This window comes from Acidovorax sacchari, from assembly GCF_042847045.1.
GTDB classification, from domain to species: Bacteria; Pseudomonadota; Gammaproteobacteria; order Burkholderiales; family Burkholderiaceae_C; genus Paracidovorax; species Paracidovorax sacchari.
The window spans coordinates 1,983,970-1,998,423 of record NZ_AP035783.1 but is presented as its reverse complement, the minus strand read 5'-3'; the positions used below and the strand labels follow the sequence as shown (position 1 = coordinate 1,998,423).

18 protein-coding genes are annotated in these 14,454 nt (G+C 69.0%); 15 read left to right on the top strand and 3 right to left on the bottom strand.

Going from position 1 to position 14,454, the window contains the following annotated elements; translation table 11 throughout:
* The first annotated feature begins 165 nt into the window (after positions 1 to 165).
* From ACGHC0_RS09075 to ACGHC0_RS09060, 4 genes are read left to right on the top strand one after another with little or no spacing between them, the layout of a single operon-like run.
* Positions 166 to 423: a ParD-like family protein gene (locus tag ACGHC0_RS09075; protein ID WP_368354911.1), complete on the top strand. Its 258-nt coding sequence runs from the start codon at positions 166 to 168 to the stop codon at positions 421 to 423.
* Positions 423 to 1,208: a type I methionyl aminopeptidase gene (gene map, locus ACGHC0_RS09070; protein ID WP_415268013.1), complete on the top strand. Its 786-nt coding sequence runs from the start codon at positions 423 to 425 to the stop codon at positions 1,206 to 1,208. Before ACGHC0_RS09075 ends, map begins: the two co-directional genes overlap by 1 nt.
* Before the next feature lie 51 nt (positions 1,209 to 1,259).
* Positions 1,260 to 2,465, top strand: a complete 1,206-nt coding sequence (locus ACGHC0_RS09065; RefSeq protein WP_368354909.1) for a lyase family protein — start codon at positions 1,260 to 1,262, stop codon at positions 2,463 to 2,465.
* Positions 2,466 to 2,497: 32 nt separating this feature from the next.
* Positions 2,498 to 2,965 carry a carboxymuconolactone decarboxylase family protein gene (locus ACGHC0_RS09060; protein WP_368354908.1) on the top strand — a complete coding sequence of 156 codons (468 nt, stop codon included), beginning with the start codon at positions 2,498 to 2,500 and terminating at the stop codon, positions 2,963 to 2,965.
* Positions 2,966 to 2,990: 25 nt separating this feature from the next.
* Here the strand turns inward: ACGHC0_RS09060 and ACGHC0_RS09055 are convergent, their stop codons facing one another.
* Entirely contained in the window at positions 2,991 to 3,968 is a 978-nt protein-coding gene (locus ACGHC0_RS09055; protein WP_415268012.1) for a LysR substrate-binding domain-containing protein, read from the bottom strand.
* A 102-nt stretch (positions 3,969 to 4,070) separates the two neighbouring features.
* On the opposite strand from ACGHC0_RS09055, the gene pcaH reads away from it, so the two are divergent.
* Entirely contained in the window at positions 4,071 to 4,805 is a 735-nt protein-coding gene (gene pcaH, locus ACGHC0_RS09050; RefSeq protein ID WP_415268011.1) for a protocatechuate 3,4-dioxygenase subunit beta, read from the top strand.
* 22 nt (positions 4,806 to 4,827) lie between these two features.
* Positions 4,828 to 5,436 carry a protocatechuate 3,4-dioxygenase subunit alpha gene (gene pcaG, locus ACGHC0_RS09045; protein ID WP_415268010.1) on the top strand — a complete coding sequence of 203 codons (609 nt, stop codon included), beginning with the start codon at positions 4,828 to 4,830 and terminating at the stop codon, positions 5,434 to 5,436.
* A 58-nt stretch (positions 5,437 to 5,494) separates the two neighbouring features.
* On the opposite strand, the gene ACGHC0_RS09040 is transcribed toward pcaG, so the two are convergent.
* Positions 5,495 to 6,256, bottom strand: a complete 762-nt coding sequence (locus tag ACGHC0_RS09040; protein ID WP_368354904.1) for a FadR/GntR family transcriptional regulator — start codon at positions 6,254 to 6,256, stop codon at positions 5,495 to 5,497.
* 164 nt (positions 6,257 to 6,420) lie between these two features.
* Here ACGHC0_RS09040 and ACGHC0_RS09035 point away from each other — a divergent pair, with 164 nt between their 5' ends.
* The 9 genes from ACGHC0_RS09035 to ACGHC0_RS08995 all read left to right on the top strand — a co-directional run bounded on the left by ACGHC0_RS09035 (position 6,421) and on the right by ACGHC0_RS08995 (position 13,342).
* Positions 6,421 to 6,906, top strand: a complete 486-nt coding sequence (locus ACGHC0_RS09035) for a RidA family protein (RefSeq protein ID WP_368354903.1) — start codon at positions 6,421 to 6,423, stop codon at positions 6,904 to 6,906.
* A gap of 15 nt (positions 6,907 to 6,921) precedes the next feature.
* Positions 6,922 to 7,587 (top strand): amino acid ABC transporter permease, encoded by a 666-nt coding sequence (locus ACGHC0_RS09030; RefSeq protein WP_415268009.1) that lies wholly within the window; start codon positions 6,922 to 6,924, stop codon positions 7,585 to 7,587.
* Position 7,588: 1 nt separating this feature from the next.
* On the top strand, positions 7,589 to 8,245 hold the full coding sequence (locus ACGHC0_RS09025; protein ID WP_415268008.1) for an amino acid ABC transporter permease: 657 nt from the start codon (positions 7,589 to 7,591) through the stop codon (positions 8,243 to 8,245).
* Entirely contained in the window at positions 8,226 to 8,954 is a 729-nt protein-coding gene (locus ACGHC0_RS09020; protein ID WP_368354901.1) for an amino acid ABC transporter ATP-binding protein, read from the top strand. The genes ACGHC0_RS09025 and ACGHC0_RS09020 overlap by 20 nt, the downstream gene beginning before the upstream one ends.
* A 41-nt stretch (positions 8,955 to 8,995) precedes the next feature.
* Positions 8,996 to 9,775, top strand: coding sequence for a transporter substrate-binding domain-containing protein (locus tag ACGHC0_RS09015; protein WP_368354900.1), 780 nt, complete (start codon positions 8,996 to 8,998; stop codon positions 9,773 to 9,775).
* 4 nt (positions 9,776 to 9,779) lie between these two features.
* Positions 9,780 to 10,826, top strand: coding sequence for a succinylglutamate desuccinylase/aspartoacylase family protein (locus ACGHC0_RS09010; RefSeq protein WP_415268007.1), 1,047 nt, complete (start codon positions 9,780 to 9,782; stop codon positions 10,824 to 10,826).
* Positions 10,823 to 11,830: a threonine ammonia-lyase gene (locus ACGHC0_RS09005; RefSeq protein ID WP_415268006.1), complete on the top strand. Its 1,008-nt coding sequence runs from the start codon at positions 10,823 to 10,825 to the stop codon at positions 11,828 to 11,830. Before ACGHC0_RS09010 ends, ACGHC0_RS09005 begins: the two co-directional genes overlap by 4 nt.
* An 11-nt stretch (positions 11,831 to 11,841) precedes the next feature.
* Positions 11,842 to 12,774: a sugar kinase gene (locus tag ACGHC0_RS09000; RefSeq protein ID WP_415268005.1), complete on the top strand. Its 933-nt coding sequence runs from the start codon at positions 11,842 to 11,844 to the stop codon at positions 12,772 to 12,774.
* Positions 12,775 to 12,937: 163 nt separating this feature from the next.
* Complete coding sequence (locus ACGHC0_RS08995; RefSeq protein WP_092834114.1) at positions 12,938 to 13,342, top strand: Fur family transcriptional regulator; 405 nt, start codon at positions 12,938 to 12,940, stop codon at positions 13,340 to 13,342.
* A gap of 172 nt (positions 13,343 to 13,514) precedes the next feature.
* Here ACGHC0_RS08995 and ACGHC0_RS08990 read toward each other — a convergent pair whose 3' ends face one another.
* Positions 13,515 to 14,396: an HNH endonuclease gene (locus ACGHC0_RS08990; protein WP_415268004.1), complete on the bottom strand. Its 882-nt coding sequence runs from the start codon at positions 14,394 to 14,396 to the stop codon at positions 13,515 to 13,517.
* Positions 14,397 to 14,454 lie beyond the last annotated feature (58 nt).

Below are 14,454 nucleotides of genomic sequence, written 5' to 3'. Positions count from 1 at the left end.
GATGCCAGTTTATCGTTTAGACAAAAACATGCAATATTTTTGATCGAGAACAATCCCTTGCAAAGTGGAATTTCCTCCATCTGCGAGCGGTGCGTGAGGACGACGGAATCGCCATTGACATACGAAACATATACAATTCATATACGTTTCATACAAAGGATGGCCATGGGCATCGTCAAGATCTCCGACCGGATGCACGACAACCTGCGCATCGCCGGCAACGCGCTGAGCCGCTCGATCAATGCGCAGGCGGAGCACTGGATGCGCATCGGCATGCTGAGCGAGCTGCATCCCGAACTGGACCACCAGCAGATCTGCCAGATGCTGGTCCGCGCCGAACTCGCGGGCGGGCTGGACATCGCCACCGCCGCCGGTGCGGGCACGTCCCCGGCGGCCCCTGCAGTCGCGCGAGGCGCATGCTGATGGCACGCGCGATATCCCTCAAATCCGCGCAGGAGCTGGACGGGGCGCGAGAAGCCGGCAGGCTCGCCGCGGAGGTGCTGGCCATGATCGGGCCGCATGTCGTGCCGGGCGTGAGCACGGAAACACTGGACCGCCTCTGCCACGCGCACATCGTCGGCGTGCAGGGCGCCGTGCCGGCCAACGTCGGCTACCTGGGCTATCCGAAAACCATCCTCACCTCCGTCAACCACGTGGTCTGCCATGGCATCCCCTCGGCCGGTACGGTCCTGCAGGACGGCGACATCGTCAACATCGATGTCGCGGTGCAGCATGGCGGATGGTTCGGGGACACGAGCCGGATGTTCTACGTGGGCACTCCGGGCGCGCAGGCCCGGCGCCTGGTCGAGGCCACCTGCGAGGCCCTGTGCGCCGGCATCCGCCAGGTGCGGCCCGGCGCGACCCTGGGCGACATCGGCCATGCGATCGAATCGGTGGCCCGCCGGGAGCGCTTCAGCGTCGTGCGCGAGTATTGCGGCCACGGCATCGGCCGCGCCTACCACGAGGCCCCGGACGTGCTGCACTACGGCAACCGCGGCGAGGGCCTGCGGCTGGAGCCGGGCATGGTCTTCACCATCGAACCCATGCTGAATGCCGGCCGCGCCGCGACGCGGCAGCTCGACGACGGCTGGACGGTCGTCACGCGGGACCGGTCCCTGTCCGCGCAGTGGGAACACATGGTGGCAGTGACGCAGGACGGTTTCGAGGTGCTGACCCGCTGGCCCGAAGGGACGGGCGGCCGGGCATGAGCGATTGCCCGAAAATGCACGCACCAGACCCCATCGCTCCCGAGGACCCGGATGACCGTACTTGAAGGCTTTCTCTCCACCCCCGAAGCCATCGAATCCTTTGGCGGCCGCAGTTTCGTGGATGCCATGCTGCGCTTCGAGGCCGCGCTCGCGCGGGCACAGGCACGCGTGGGGCTCATCGATCCCGCGCTGGCCGGCACGGTGGCCGACACCTGCAGGGTGGACCTGTTCGACGTGCCCGGGATCGTGCGCGAAAGCGGACATGCCGGCAGCCTCGCGATACCGCTGATCGCCGCGCTGAAGGAGGCGATCGGCCGGTCCGACCCGCTGGCCGTGGCAGCCACCCATGTCGGCAGCACCAGCCAGGACGTCATCGATACCGCCATGGCCCTGGTGACCCGCCCGGTGCTGGACGCCATCGTGCAGGATGCCCACGCCATCCGGGGTGAACTGCTGCGGCTGGCGGAGCAGCATGCCGAGACACCCCTGCTGGCGCGCACCCTGGGCCAGCCGGCTTCCGTCACCAGCTTCGGCTGGAAATGCGTGCTCTGGGCCGATGCCGTGGAGCGCTGCCTGGCGCGCCTGCGCGAGAGCGCCCCCACCGCCCTGGCGGTGCAACTGGGCGGCGCCGTGGGCACGCAGGCCGAGCTGCGCGGCCAGGGCGCGGCCATCGTCGCCCTCATGGCGGCCGAACTCGGGCTGTCCGCGCCGCCCACGCCGCGGCACACCCTGCGCGACGCCTGGGTGGCGCTGGGCTGCGACATCGGCCTGCTGGTCGGCACGCTGGGCAAGATCGCGCGGGACCTGTCGCTGATGGCACAGTTCGAGGTGGGCGAAGTGTCCGAGCCCACGGGCAAGGGCCGCGGCACCTCCTCGGCCATGCCGCACAAGCGCAATCCCGTGGCCTGCATGACCGCGCTGGCCGCCGCGCAGCGCGCGCCCCAGGCCGTGGCGGCGCTGCTGGGCGCGATGCCGCAGGAGCACGAGCGGTCGCTCGGCCACTGGCAGGCCGAACTGGCCGAATGGCCGCAGCTGGTGCTGTGCGCGCACGGCGCGTCGCGCGCGCTCGCATCCGCCCTGCCCGGCCTCGAGGTGCACGCAGCCCGCATGCGCGCCAACCTGGATGCACTGCGCGCGCAACTGCCCGCCGCCACGGCCGCGGAATGGTTCGATCCGGCCCTGGCGTCCCGTGCCGGCGCGCTGGCGCGCGCACAGATCGCTCGGCTGCGCGAGGCTCCCTCCGGCCCCGCCGCCTGACCACGTCGTTCCCCCTTTTCGACTGCAACGCCATGACGTCTCCGCAAGCCCCCTTCCCGACTCCGGACTCCGCCTCCGCGTCCACCACCCGCGCCGAGGATTTCGATGCCGGCCTGCGCAATCGCCGCCGCATCCTGGGCGATGCCTGGGTGGACCGCTCGCTGCACAACCGCACGCCGTTCAATGCCGAGTTCCAGGAACTCATCACCCGGCACGCCTGGCAGGACATCTGGGGACGGCCGGCGCTCGGTGACCGGACGCGGCGCTTCATGGTGCTGTCGATGATGCTGGGCATCCACGCCTACGAGGAGTTCGCGCTGCACGTGCGCGCGGCGCTCGACGGCCCGCCCGAGTCGCGCCTCACGCCCGACGAGATCAAGGAGGTCATCCTCATGGCGGCGATCTACTGCGGCGTGCCGGTCGCCAACCATGCCTTCGGGATCGCGACCGGCATCCTGCGCGAGAAGGGCCTGCTGCCGCCGCCGGAGCCGCAGGGCTGACGGCCCTCCCGCCGCGCCTCGCGCTTCAGCGCCTTGCCGCCCGCCGCGTGCCGGCCGGCGACCGGCGCAGCAGGTCCGCCAGCGCCGCGGCCGCGGCCGCGGCCGGCACCGGCGCATCGCGGCGGCGCAGCACGCCGACGGGCTCTTCGGTACCGCCAGTGTCCACGCGCAGCCGCGCCAGCCGGCCAGCGCGCAGATCGTCCTCCACTGCGCCCAGGGGCGTGGCCCATACCGCGTCGGACGCCAGCACCAGGCTGCGCGCCAGCGCCGTGTCCAGCGTCTCGAGCAGCGCGTCGGGCATCGCGAGTCCGCGGTCCGAGAACAGCCCCGCCGTGTGGTGGCGCGGCACGGTCCCTTCCGGATAGACCACCCAGGGCAGCTGCCGCAGCGTCCCGAGCCCCGGCCGCCGGCCCGCCAGCGCATGCCCCTGCGCCACCACCAGCACCAGCGGCTCGATGCGCAGCAACTCGAAGGTGAGGCCTTCCATGTGCTGCGGGTCGCTCATGCGGCCCACCACCAGGTCCACCGCGCCGGCGCGCAGGTCGTCGAGCAATGCATCGTTGGCGGCCGCGCGCACCTCCAGCACCAGTGCCGGGCGCAGCGCGCGCAGGCGCACGAGGGTGTCCGCCACCAGGCTGCGCGCGGCGCTTGGCAGCAGTCCCAGCCGCAGGCGCTCCGCCCGTGGCGCGCCGGCGGGCCGCAGCGCCGCGGCACCTGCCTGCACCGCATCCAGCGCCGCCCGCGCATGCACCAGCAGCCGCTCCCCCGCGGCCGTCAGCCCGAGGATGCCGCGCCGGCCCGATGCCGCGCGCTCCACCAGCGGCTCCCCCGCCAGCGCCTCGAGTTCGGCCAGGATCTTGGACACCGCCGGCTGGCTCACCGACAGGCGCGCCGCCGCGCGCGCCAGGTGCCGTTCCTGCGCCACCACCACCAGGCAGCGCAGGTGCCGCAACTGCAATCCGCGGGACACGGCATCCGCGGAAGAAAGAAGGTGCACGGCCATCCATTCCCTTCGGTTATTGAAGAAACACGATTCTTCAATTTACAGCATGGACGGCGCCCCCTTAGAGTGGGGGTCGGTTTCCACCACACGATGCACCGCACCATGACCACCGAGACAAGCGCGCCGCCGGACGCGGCCCTGGCCCCGCGCGACTGGCCCAGCCATCCCTCCTACCTCTATCCCGGCTACCGCTCCACAGCGAAGCGCGGGCCCACCCGGCCGCTCGTGCCACTCAAGGCGCGGCTCGGCGACATGCGCCAGCCGGTGTACGACCACACCTGCATCGGCACGCTCGACCACGACCTGACCCGCAACGCCCGGCGCAATGGCGAACCGATCGGCGAGCGCATGGTGCTGGCCGGCCAGGTGCTCGACGAGCGCCGCCGCCCCGTGCGCAACACCCTGATCGAGATCTGGCAGGCCAATGCCGCCGGCCGCTACGTGCACAAGAACGACCAGCACGACGCGCCGCTGGACCCCAACTTCCTCGGCGCAGGCCGCTGCCTCACCGACGACGAGGGCCGCTACCGCTTCCTCACCATCAAGCCCGGCGCCTACCCCTGGGGCAACCATCCCAACGCATGGCGGCCCCAGCACATCCACCTTTCGCTGTTCGGGGAGCATTTCGGCAGCCGCTTGGTGACGCAGATGTACTTCCCCGGCGACCCGCTCATGCGATACGACCCCATGGTCAACAGCACGCCGGAACACGCCCGCGGCCGCCTCGTCTCGGATTTCGACCTCGACCTCACCGAGGAAGGCTTCGCGCTCGGCTACCGCTTCGACATCGTGCTGCGCGGCGCGGAGGAGACCCCGTTCGAAAGCGGACGCGGCTGACCCGCGGCAGGAGACACCGACCATGATGCAAGGTTTGAAAGACAGCTTCGGGCAGACGCCTTCCCAGACCGTGGGCCCCTACTTCGCGTACGGACTGGTGCCGCAGCAGTACGGCTACGACCACGGCCAGCCCTTCGGCGCCGTGCTGGCGCTGGACGGCGCGCACGGCGAGCGCATCCGCCTCGAAGGGCGCGTGCTCGACGGAGACGGCCTGCCCGTCTCCGACGCCTTGGTGGAGATCGCCCAGGCCGACGGCAGCGGCACCTATCCCGCCACCGTCGCCGAGGCGGTCGAACGCGGCTTTCGCGCCTTCGGGCGCTGCGGCACCGGCACCGATGCCGGCCACCGCTACTGCTTCGATACCGTCAAGCCCGGCCCCGAGGCGCCAGGACTCGCCCCGCACATCCACGTGATCGTGACCATGCGCGGCCTGCTGCTGCACACTTTCACGCGCGTGTACTTCGGCGACGAGGCCGCCGCGAACGCGGCCGACCCGGTCCTGGCCAGCGTGCCGGCGGAGCGCCGGCACACGCTGATCGCGCAGCGCGTGGATGCCGGCGAGGGCAGCGTGGTGTACCGGTTCGACATCCACATGCAGGGCGCGCAGGAAACCGTTTTCTTCGACCTGTAGGCCGCGGCAGCCCCCACGCCCGGGGCTGCCTCGTGGAGCCGGGCCCGCCCGGCCCTGCTCAGCCATACAGGCTGAGCGATCCCAGGATGCGCGTGAAATACTCCTCCGCCAGGCGCGAGGCGGCCTTGCCGTCGCGCCGGACCAGCGCCTCCACGATCTCGCTCAGCTCGCGCACCGCCTGCTCCCGCACCAGCGGGCTCACGGGCCCGTGCACGCCGGTGCGGCCGTCGTAATCCACGGCCCGGCGGTCATTGATGACCGTCTCGAAGACCTGGATCAGGAAGCGGTTGTGCGTCGCCCTGAAGATGGCCAGGTGGACGCCGTAGATCCCTTCCTTGAAGGCCAGCCAGCGCTCCGCCTCGCGCACCACGGCCAGCTGCTGCCGCATGCGGGCGAAATCCTCCTCATCCGCCCGCCGTGCGGACAACTCCATCATCGCCGGTTCGAACAGCAGGCGCCCTTCCAGGATTTCCGCGTAAGTCGGCACGTTCTCGTGGTGCGCGGCCACCGGCAGGTCGGTGGCGCTGAGCACCTGCTCCGCGCTTTCCTTCAGGTAGGTGCCGCTGCCCACCTTGCGCACCACCAGCCCCTGGTGCTCCATCATGGCCAGCGCATGCCGCACCGTCCCGCGCGAGGCCTCGAAACGCACGGACATGGTGCGTTCGTCCGGCAGCTTGTCGCCCTCCCGGAGAGCGCCCTCGCGGATGGATTGCAGGATGGCCCGGTACACGCGCGTCGCGGCCGCCTTGTCCTGCCCCGCGATGCGCGGCGAGATGTCCGACAGCGACACGCCCCCTCCTGCGTCTGGCGCCGGTGACATGGTCCTTTTTTTGCTCGAATGGTCAACCATTTATGTGCCAATTCGGGTTGTACCCGATATAAAACGAGGTCAATCGGTCTAATCTAGAACCAATAAAGCGCCAATTGGTTCGACATATCAACCATTTTAGAACCAATTGGCACCGTTGTTGCTTAGAGTTTTCCATGAACCAGACCATTGTCCCTTCTTCATCGCCGGAAGAGCGCCTGGCCTCCCTGGGCATCCACCTGCCCCCGCCACCCCAGCCCGTGGCCAACTTCGTCGCCGCGCGGCGCGTGGGGCCGTTTCTCTATCTCTCCGGCCAGGGCCCCCTCGAGGCGGGCGGGCACCTGCACACCGGCGTGGTCGGCGAAGGGGTCAGCATCGCCCAGGCCTATGCGCACGCACGCCTGACCGGGCTCAACCTGCTGGCGGTCGCGCGCAATGCGCTGGGCGACCTGGGCCGGGTGCGCAGCGTGGTCAAGCTGCTGGCGTTCGTCAACGGCGCGCCGGGCTTCGCACAGCACCCCCAGGTCATCAACGGCTGCTCCGACCTCTTCGTCGAGGTGTTCGGAGAAACGGCGGGCCGGGGCGCGCGCTCGGCCATCGGCGCGGGCTCGCTGCCCGGCAACCAGACAGTGGAAATCGAGGCCATCCTCGAGGTTGAGTGACAGACGGTCCCGGCCATGGACTATGTCTTCCAATTCGACCAGCTGGCCCCCTACTGGGGCCAGCTCCTGCAGGGCCTGCTGCACACCCTGGGTTTTGCCGCCGCCATCATCGGCCTGGGGGTGGCGCTCGGCCTCGGCGGCGCGCTGGCACTGACCTATGGCGGCCGCCCCCTGCGGGCGGTGACGCGCGTCTACGTGGAGTTCTTCCGGAACACACCCGCGCTGGTGCAGCTGTTCCTCATCTACTTCGGCCTGCCGCACCTCGGGCTGCGGCTGGAGGCGCCGGTCGCCGGCGTGCTCTCGCTGTCCCTCTATGCCGGCGCCTACTTCGTGGAAATCTTCCGCTCCGGCCTGCTGTCCGTGCCCCGGGGACTCGCCGAAGCGGGCGCCGCGCTGGGGTTGCGCACGCCCCAGGTGCTCTGGCACATCATGCTGGTGCCCGCGCTGCGCAACGTGTTCCCGGCCATGGCCAGCCAGATGGTGCTGACCCTGATCGGCACCAGCCTGATCTCCCAGATCGGCGTGGAGGACATCTTCCACGCGGGCAGCTTCGTGGATTCGCGCACCTTCCGCAGCTTCGAGGTGTATGCGGTCATCTGCGGCCTGTACTTCCTCGCCGTGATCGCCCTGCGGCTGCTGCTCGCCGCCGCACGGCGCCGCCTGTTCGGAAAGGAGTCCTGACATGCGCGGACTTTCCATGGCCGACTTCGGGATGATCCTGTTCGCGATGCGGTGGACGGTGGCGCTGGCCCTGGCCTCCTTCGCGATCGGCTCCGTGGTCGCCCTGCTGGTGGCCAGCGCACGCACCGCGCGGGCCGCATGGCTGGGCGCGCTCGCACGGGCCTACATCGAACTGGTGCAGGGCATCCCCTTGCTGGGGCTGCTGTTCCTGCTGTACTTCGGCGTCCCCATGCTGACGGGATGGCAGGTGGATGCGTTCCTGGCGGCGGTCGTCGCCTTCTCGCTGTCCGCCGGGGCGTTCCTGGGCGACATCTGGCGCGGCAGCATCGAGGCGGTGCCCAAAGGGCAGTGGGAGTCGGCCGCCTGCGTGGGGCTGCGGCGGCTGCAGGTGCTGCGCCACGTGATCTGGCCCCAGGCCGCCCGCATCGCGCTGCCGCCCACCATCGGCTATCTCGTGCAGCTCATCAAGAACACCTCGCTGGCGGCCCTGGTCGGCCTGGTCGAACTGACGCGCGCCGGACAGATCGTGAGCGGATCGACGCTCCAGCACCTTCCCGTGTTCTGCGCGGTGGCCCTGTGCTACTTCGCCGTCTGTTATCCCCTGGCGCGCTACGCGCTCTATCTCGAAGGACGCATGCATGTCGCTCGTGGTCATTGATTCGGTGGAAAAGCACTATGGGAGCAACCACGTCCTGCGCGGCGTGAGCACGGAAGTGCGGCGCGGCGACATCGTCGCCCTGGTCGGGCGCAGCGGCTCGGGCAAGAGCACCCTGCTGCGCTGCGTGAACGGGCTGGAGACCATCAGCGCGGGCCGCATCGCCGTAGGCGGCGTGGACGTTCAGTCCCCCCGCACCGACCTGCCCGCGCTGCGCCAGCGCGTCGGCATGGTGTTCCAGAGCTTCAACCTCTTCCCGCACCTTTCGGCCTGCCGCAACGTGACCCTGGCGCCGGTCCTGACGAACCGCGTTCCCCGGGACGGAGCCCGCGAACTGGCCCGGGACATGCTCGAGCGCGTGGGGCTCGGCAACAAGCTGGACGCCATGCCGTCGCAGCTGTCCGGCGGCCAGCAGCAGCGCGTGGCGATCGCCCGGGCGCTGGCCATGTCCCCGGAACTGATGCTGTTCGACGAGGCCACGTCCGCGCTGGACCCCGAACTGGTGGGCGAAGTGCTGCGCGTCATGGAAGACCTCGCCCGCAGCGGCATGACGATGATGGTCGTCACCCACGAGATGGCCTTCGCGCGCAAGGTCGCCTCCGAAATCCTCTTCATGAACCAGGGCCGCATCTGGGAGCGCGGCACGCCCGAGGCGATGTTCGGCGCGCCGCAGACCCCGGAATTCCGCCAGTTCATCGCCAACGTCCACTAGACGACGACCGATATCCCCATCCCCCCTCCAGGAGTCCCACCATGCACATCCGTCGCAAGTCCCTGATCGCCGCCGCGGTCCTCGCGCTGTCCCCCTTCCTGGCCCATGCCGACAAGCTGGCCGACATCCAGAGCAAGAAGGTCTTGCGCGTGGCCGTCACCATCGACGCCGCGCCCTGGGGCTTCACCGACGCCTCCGGCAAGCCCGTCGGCCTGGACGTCGAGCTGGCCGAGCAACTGGCGCAGTCGCTGGGGGCGAAACTCGAATTGCAGCAGGTGACCGGCGCCAACCGCATCCCCTATCTGCTCTCCAACAAGGTGGACGTGCTGGTGGCCGCCCTGGGCTCCTCGCCAGAGCGCGCCAGGCAGGTCGCCTTCTCCAAGCCCTATGCGGCCACCGTGCTGGGCGTCTATGCCGGTCCGTCGGTGCCCAGGGCCGGTGAGCTGCAGCAACTGGCCGACGTGCAGATCGCGGTCGCGAAAGGCTCGACACCAGACCTCTCGCTGACCGAAGCCCTGCCCAAGGCCCGGATCCTGCGCCTGGAAGACACCGCCTCCGCGCTGTCCGCCTTCCTGGCCGGCCAGGCCCAGGCGTTCGCCGAGAACAACTTCATCGCCCAGAAGATCGCGGACGAAAACCCCTCCCGCGGCATCGAGCTGAAGGCGAAGATCCGCACCAGCCCCGCCTACATCGCCGTGTCCCCGCGCGAGCCCGCCCTGCTGGCCGAGATCAACAGATTCCTCGACGCCAGGCAGGCGGACGGCACGCTCGCGAAGCTGCGCCTGAAGTGGTTCAAGGACGAACAGAAAGACATCCGCTGACATCATGACTTCCCGTCCCTCCACCTTTTTCACCGACATCGACTGGCAGGCCCCCGGCAAGCAGGTGGGCAGCGCCTGGCTGCCCTACTCCGCGCACGACGACGCATGGGGCGCCGTCACCATCCCCCTGGCGGTGATCCGCGGCGGACACGACGGCCCCACCGTGTTCCTCACGGGGGCCATCCACGGCGACGAGTACGAAGGCCCGATCGTCATCAACGAGCTCATCCGCAGCGTGCAGCCGTCGCAGGTGCGCGGCCGCCTGATCCTGATGCCCGCGGCCAACGCGCCCGCCATGCGCGCGCACTCGCGCGTCAGCCCGCTGGACGGCCGCAACCTCGCGCGCGTCTTCCCCGGCAACCCGTTCGGCACGCCCACCGAACAGATCGCCGCCTTCATCCACGACGTGGTGTTCCCGCAGTGCGATGCCTACGTGGACCTCCATGCCGGCGGCAGTTCGCTCTTCATCGAGGAAAGCGCCCAGGTCGTCGTCACGCCCTCCCTGCGCGCCGAAACGCGCGAGAAGGCCGAGGCCATGGCGCGCTGGTTTGGCGCCCGCTACACCGTCGTCACCGACAACATGGGCGACCCACGCACCAGCTGCGGCGCCGCTGCCGCGCTCGGGCTGGCGGCCATCGCCGCCGAAATGGGCGCCAACGGCAGCATCTCGCCCACGGGCGTGCAGCGCACGCGGGAATGCGTGGCGCGGGTGCTCGACGGCCTCGGCGTGCTGCCGGCCGCGGCCCCCCTGCCGGCCGCCGGGCCCAGCCGCCTCGTGCGCATGGCGCCCGGGGGCAACCTGCTCTGCCCCGGGGACGGCTGGTTCGAACCCCTGCACGCCCTGGGCCGCCGGGTCGAGGCCGGAGAGGTCGCGGGCCGCCTGCACCGGCTCAGCGAGCCGGGCGAGGAACCGCGGCAGATCCGCTTCGCGGTGGGCGGTGTGCTCTACTCGCAGCGGACCTTCGGCATCGCGCGGCAGGGCAACAGCCTCTGCGTGCTGGTGGAAGACCTTCCCGGCACCGGCAACACCACACCAGGAGCACAGCATTGAAGCCCGCCATCCATGCCCACGCCGAGCGCGCTTCCTTCGCCGAAGCGGCCGATGCCCACCCTCCGGCCACCCTGGCCGACTACCGCGCGGCGCAGCAGCGCATCGCGCCGTATGTGCGGCGCACGCCGCTGGTGCAGGCCGCCCCCTGGACGCCTGCCGGCGCCAGCCAGTTGCGCCTCAAGGCGGAAAACCTGCAGGTGACCGGGTCGTTCAAGGCGCGCGGCGCCTTCAACCGTGCACTCTGCCTGCCCGGACACGTGCGCGGCCAGGGCCTCGCCACCGCCTCCGGCGGGAACTTCGGCGCTGCCGTGGCCTACGTGGGGCAGCAGCTGGACATCCCCGCCAACGTGTTCGTGATGAACACCAGCACCACGCTCACCCGCCAGCGGATCGAGCGGTACGGCGCGCGCCTGACGGTGCACGGCGACTTCTGGGACCAGAGCTGGGACGCCGCGGGCCAGGCCGTCGCCCGTGACGGCGGCGCGCTGCTGCACCCCTACGCGGACCGCGACGTAGTCACGGGACAGGGCACGCTGGCGCTTGAAATCCTCGACGAATGGCCGGACGTCGAAACCCTGGTCGTCTCCATCGGCGGCGGCGGCCTGATCGCGGGCGTGGCGGAAGCCGCCAAGCTGGCCAAACCCTCGCTGCGCATCATCGGCGTCGAGGCCGCCGGCTGCCCCACGCTGGCCACCTGCCGCCAGTTGGGGCGGATCGTGGCCCTGGAGCAGGTATCGACCCGGGTGCCGATCCTCGCAGCCCGCTCCACCGAACCGCTGAACTTCGCCCTCATCGAACGCTACGTGGACGAGATCGTGCTGGTGGACGAGGCCCACGTGCAGGCCTGCGCGGAGGCCGCGTGGAACGAAACAGGGCTGGCCATCGAATACGGCGCGGCCACCGCCCTCGCCTCGGTGACGCAGAGGCGCTTCGAGCGCCGTGACGACGAGCGCATCGCGGTCGTGCTGTGTGGCAGCGGCATCGACGGACTCCCGCGCCCGTGAAGGAAGCGCCCATGAAGATCGCCCTCTTCGGCGAATGCATGCTGGAGTTGCGCGGCGAGGCCTTCGGCACGATGGCGCAGTCCTTCGGCGGCGACACGCTCAACGCCGCCGTCTATCTGGCCCGGTCGAGCCGCCGGGACCAGCTGACCGTGTGCTACGCCACCGCGCTGGGCACCGATGCCTTCAGCGATGGCATGGCGAGCCGGTGGCACGCGGAGGGCCTGGACACCGGCCTGGTGCGCCGCCTGCCCGACCGCAGCCCCGGCCTCTACATGATCAGCGTCGATGCACAGGGCGAGCGCCAGTTCGCCTACTGGCGCAAGGACAGCGCCGCCACCGCCTATTTCAGCGCCGGCAGCACGCCGCTCGAAGCCTCGGCCGGGGAACTGGACGCACTCTACTTCAGCGGCATCAGCCTGGCCATCCTGCCGCCCGAGGGCCGGCAGCGCCTGCTCTCGCTGGCGGCCGAGGTGCAGCGCCACGGCGGCCGGATCGTCTTCGACAACAACTACCGCCCGCGTCTCTGGGCCAGCGCCGCGCAGGCGCGGGAGGCCTTCGCATCCGCCTACGCGGTGGCCGACATCGCGCTGGTGACGATCGACGACGAGCAGGCCCTGCACGACGGCCTTCCGCACGAGGAAGCGGTGCACCGCAGCCTGGCGCTGCCGGTTCCCGAACTGGTCCTCAAGCGCGGCCCCCTGCCCACCCTCGTGCGGCACGCAGGCGCGGTGCTGGAAGTGCCCGCCGTTCCCGTCGCACGGGTGGTGGACACCACCGCCGCGGGCGATTCGTTCGCCGGCGCATACCTCGCGCAGCGCCTCGCCGGGGCCTCCGCGGAAGCGTCGGCGCGCGCGGGCAACCGGATGGCGGCGGCGGTGATCCAGCACCAGGGCGCGATCATCCCCCGGGATGCGATGGAGGAAATCCTGCGCCGCGGGGAGTGAAGCGCTCGCGTACCGGCCCCAGGCAGAGCGGAGGCCCGGCCCCGACATATATGGAATGGGATGCGTTCTCGTTCTCGGCTAGGATCGAACTTTGAGTCTGCGCGCCCGGCGTCACTGGATCGGGTGCGGAGGCCTTCCATCGTCGAAACGGGTTGAATCGCGCATGCAGCACACGGACAAGTTGAAGCAGATCGGGCTCAAGGCCACTTTGCCCCGGATGCAGGTGCTGGAACTGTTCGAACGCAGCGCGCAGAGGCATCTGTCCGCCGAGGACATCTACCGGCAGATGCTCGCCGCCGGCACCGACCTCGGCCTGGCGACGGTGTACCGCGTGCTGTCGCAGTTCGAGCAGGCCGGCCTGCTGAAGAAGAGCCAGTTGGGGGCCGGCAAGGCCGTCTATGAACTGAGCGACGACGAGCAGTGCCATGGCCACCTGGTGTCCCTGCTGGACGGGTCGGTGCAGGAGTTCTTCGACCCGGAGATCGAGGCGCGCCTGCACGCCATCGCGAAGGCGCGGGGGCTGGAAATGGCCGAGTACGTGGTGACGGTGTTCGGCCGGCCGGCCTAGCGTTCCATCGTCCCGCAGGACTGACCCGCGCGAGTGAACGCGGGGCTGACGTGCTCCCCGATAGCCGTACCACCCGAATGGAAGCGAAGTCCGTCAACTTGGAGAATGACGGACATGAGGAAGAGTCGATTCACGGCAGCAGCAGATCATCGGTTTGCTGAAGCGGGCATTTTCAAGAATCGCCGTCATCCATGGGATACCAAGACTGGTACCGCCCGGATGTAACGGGAGCACCGTCGCGCTTCTCATGCTGATTGCAGCGCACACATAGCAACTGCAAATTGGTGATGTCGTTCAAGCCCCAGCTCGACAGCGGAACGATGTGATCGTAGTTCTCGACGTTGTCAATGTTCAGCAGACCCGTGAGATCTGTGTCGCACAGCACGCAACGCCCGCGGTCGCGAAAGAACACCGCTCGCCGCGCCCAACTTGGAGGCCGCACGCGCGCAAGCTTGCCACTGGACGTTAACAGCGAACGATCAAGGTCTTCTGCCAGATCCCAATCGCCAAGTTCCAGGATCCTCGACGCGAAGACATTGAACATCATCATGAGTTCGCGGTTCTGAAAGAGAACGTGGAAGACTTCGTCCACCGTTTGCTCGATCAGTTCTCCATAGGCGGCCGATATCCAAATCTCGTTCATGTATTCGTAGATATCGTCCGCATCGGCAGACTCGAACTTCTTGCCCTCGTCCTTCAGGAACTCGAAGAAGGTCTGATGATCGATTCCATGGTGTTCGAAGGCGTGCTCGATAGGCAACTTGTGCGGCTGCAAGTCCGCGATCGCGGGCGGGATGTCCTTGAAGTTCGCATAGATCGACTTTTGCTTCTCGATGTCGAAGTCGTCAGCTTGCTCCGAGTGCACCCCTTGGACCACGAAGCCAATGAACAAGTGCAGCACCGATCGCTTTTCATAGGGCGCGAGCCAGCCTGCCCATTGCTCGTCGCAGTGGAATCCTTCCAACCACAGCGCGTGGTCCAGTGGATGCTTCAATAGCCCACTGACGGCATCGCACATGTTGTATGTCTCGTAGAAACTGGCTTTGAACTGCATGGACTTTCCTTCTCGGCCTTTTGCTGCTCCGTAGGCATGAGTACCACCTCCCTCAAGG

Excerpts from the sequence above, each read along its gene's own strand:
- ACGHC0_RS09075 (WP_368354911.1), top strand. The coding sequence starts at position 166 with ATGGGCATCGTCAAGATCTCCGACCGGATGCACGACAACCTGCGCATC.
- map (WP_415268013.1), top strand. The coding sequence starts at position 423 with ATGGCACGCGCGATATCCCTCAAATCCGCGCAGGAGCTGGACGGGGCG.
- ACGHC0_RS09065 (WP_368354909.1), top strand. The coding sequence starts at position 1,260 with ATGACCGTACTTGAAGGCTTTCTCTCCACCCCCGAAGCCATCGAATCC.
- ACGHC0_RS09060 (WP_368354908.1), top strand. The coding sequence starts at position 2,498 with ATGACGTCTCCGCAAGCCCCCTTCCCGACTCCGGACTCCGCCTCCGCG.
- ACGHC0_RS09055 (WP_415268012.1), bottom strand. The coding sequence starts at position 3,968 with ATGGCCGTGCACCTTCTTTCTTCCGCGGATGCCGTGTCCCGCGGATTG.
- pcaH (WP_415268011.1), top strand. The coding sequence starts at position 4,071 with ATGACCACCGAGACAAGCGCGCCGCCGGACGCGGCCCTGGCCCCGCGC.
- pcaG (WP_415268010.1), top strand. The coding sequence starts at position 4,828 with ATGATGCAAGGTTTGAAAGACAGCTTCGGGCAGACGCCTTCCCAGACC.
- ACGHC0_RS09040 (WP_368354904.1), bottom strand. The coding sequence starts at position 6,256 with ATGTCACCGGCGCCAGACGCAGGAGGGGGCGTGTCGCTGTCGGACATC.
- ACGHC0_RS09035 (WP_368354903.1), top strand. The coding sequence starts at position 6,421 with ATGAACCAGACCATTGTCCCTTCTTCATCGCCGGAAGAGCGCCTGGCC.
- ACGHC0_RS09030 (WP_415268009.1), top strand. The coding sequence starts at position 6,922 with ATGGACTATGTCTTCCAATTCGACCAGCTGGCCCCCTACTGGGGCCAG.
- ACGHC0_RS09025 (WP_415268008.1), top strand. The coding sequence starts at position 7,589 with ATGCGCGGACTTTCCATGGCCGACTTCGGGATGATCCTGTTCGCGATG.
- ACGHC0_RS09020 (WP_368354901.1), top strand. The coding sequence starts at position 8,226 with ATGTCGCTCGTGGTCATTGATTCGGTGGAAAAGCACTATGGGAGCAAC.
- ACGHC0_RS09015 (WP_368354900.1), top strand. The coding sequence starts at position 8,996 with ATGCACATCCGTCGCAAGTCCCTGATCGCCGCCGCGGTCCTCGCGCTG.
- ACGHC0_RS09010 (WP_415268007.1), top strand. The coding sequence starts at position 9,780 with ATGACTTCCCGTCCCTCCACCTTTTTCACCGACATCGACTGGCAGGCC.
- ACGHC0_RS09000 (WP_415268005.1), top strand. The coding sequence starts at position 11,842 with ATGAAGATCGCCCTCTTCGGCGAATGCATGCTGGAGTTGCGCGGCGAG.
- ACGHC0_RS08995 (WP_092834114.1), top strand. The coding sequence starts at position 12,938 with ATGCAGCACACGGACAAGTTGAAGCAGATCGGGCTCAAGGCCACTTTG.
- ACGHC0_RS08990 (WP_415268004.1), bottom strand. The coding sequence starts at position 14,396 with ATGCAGTTCAAAGCCAGTTTCTACGAGACATACAACATGTGCGATGCC.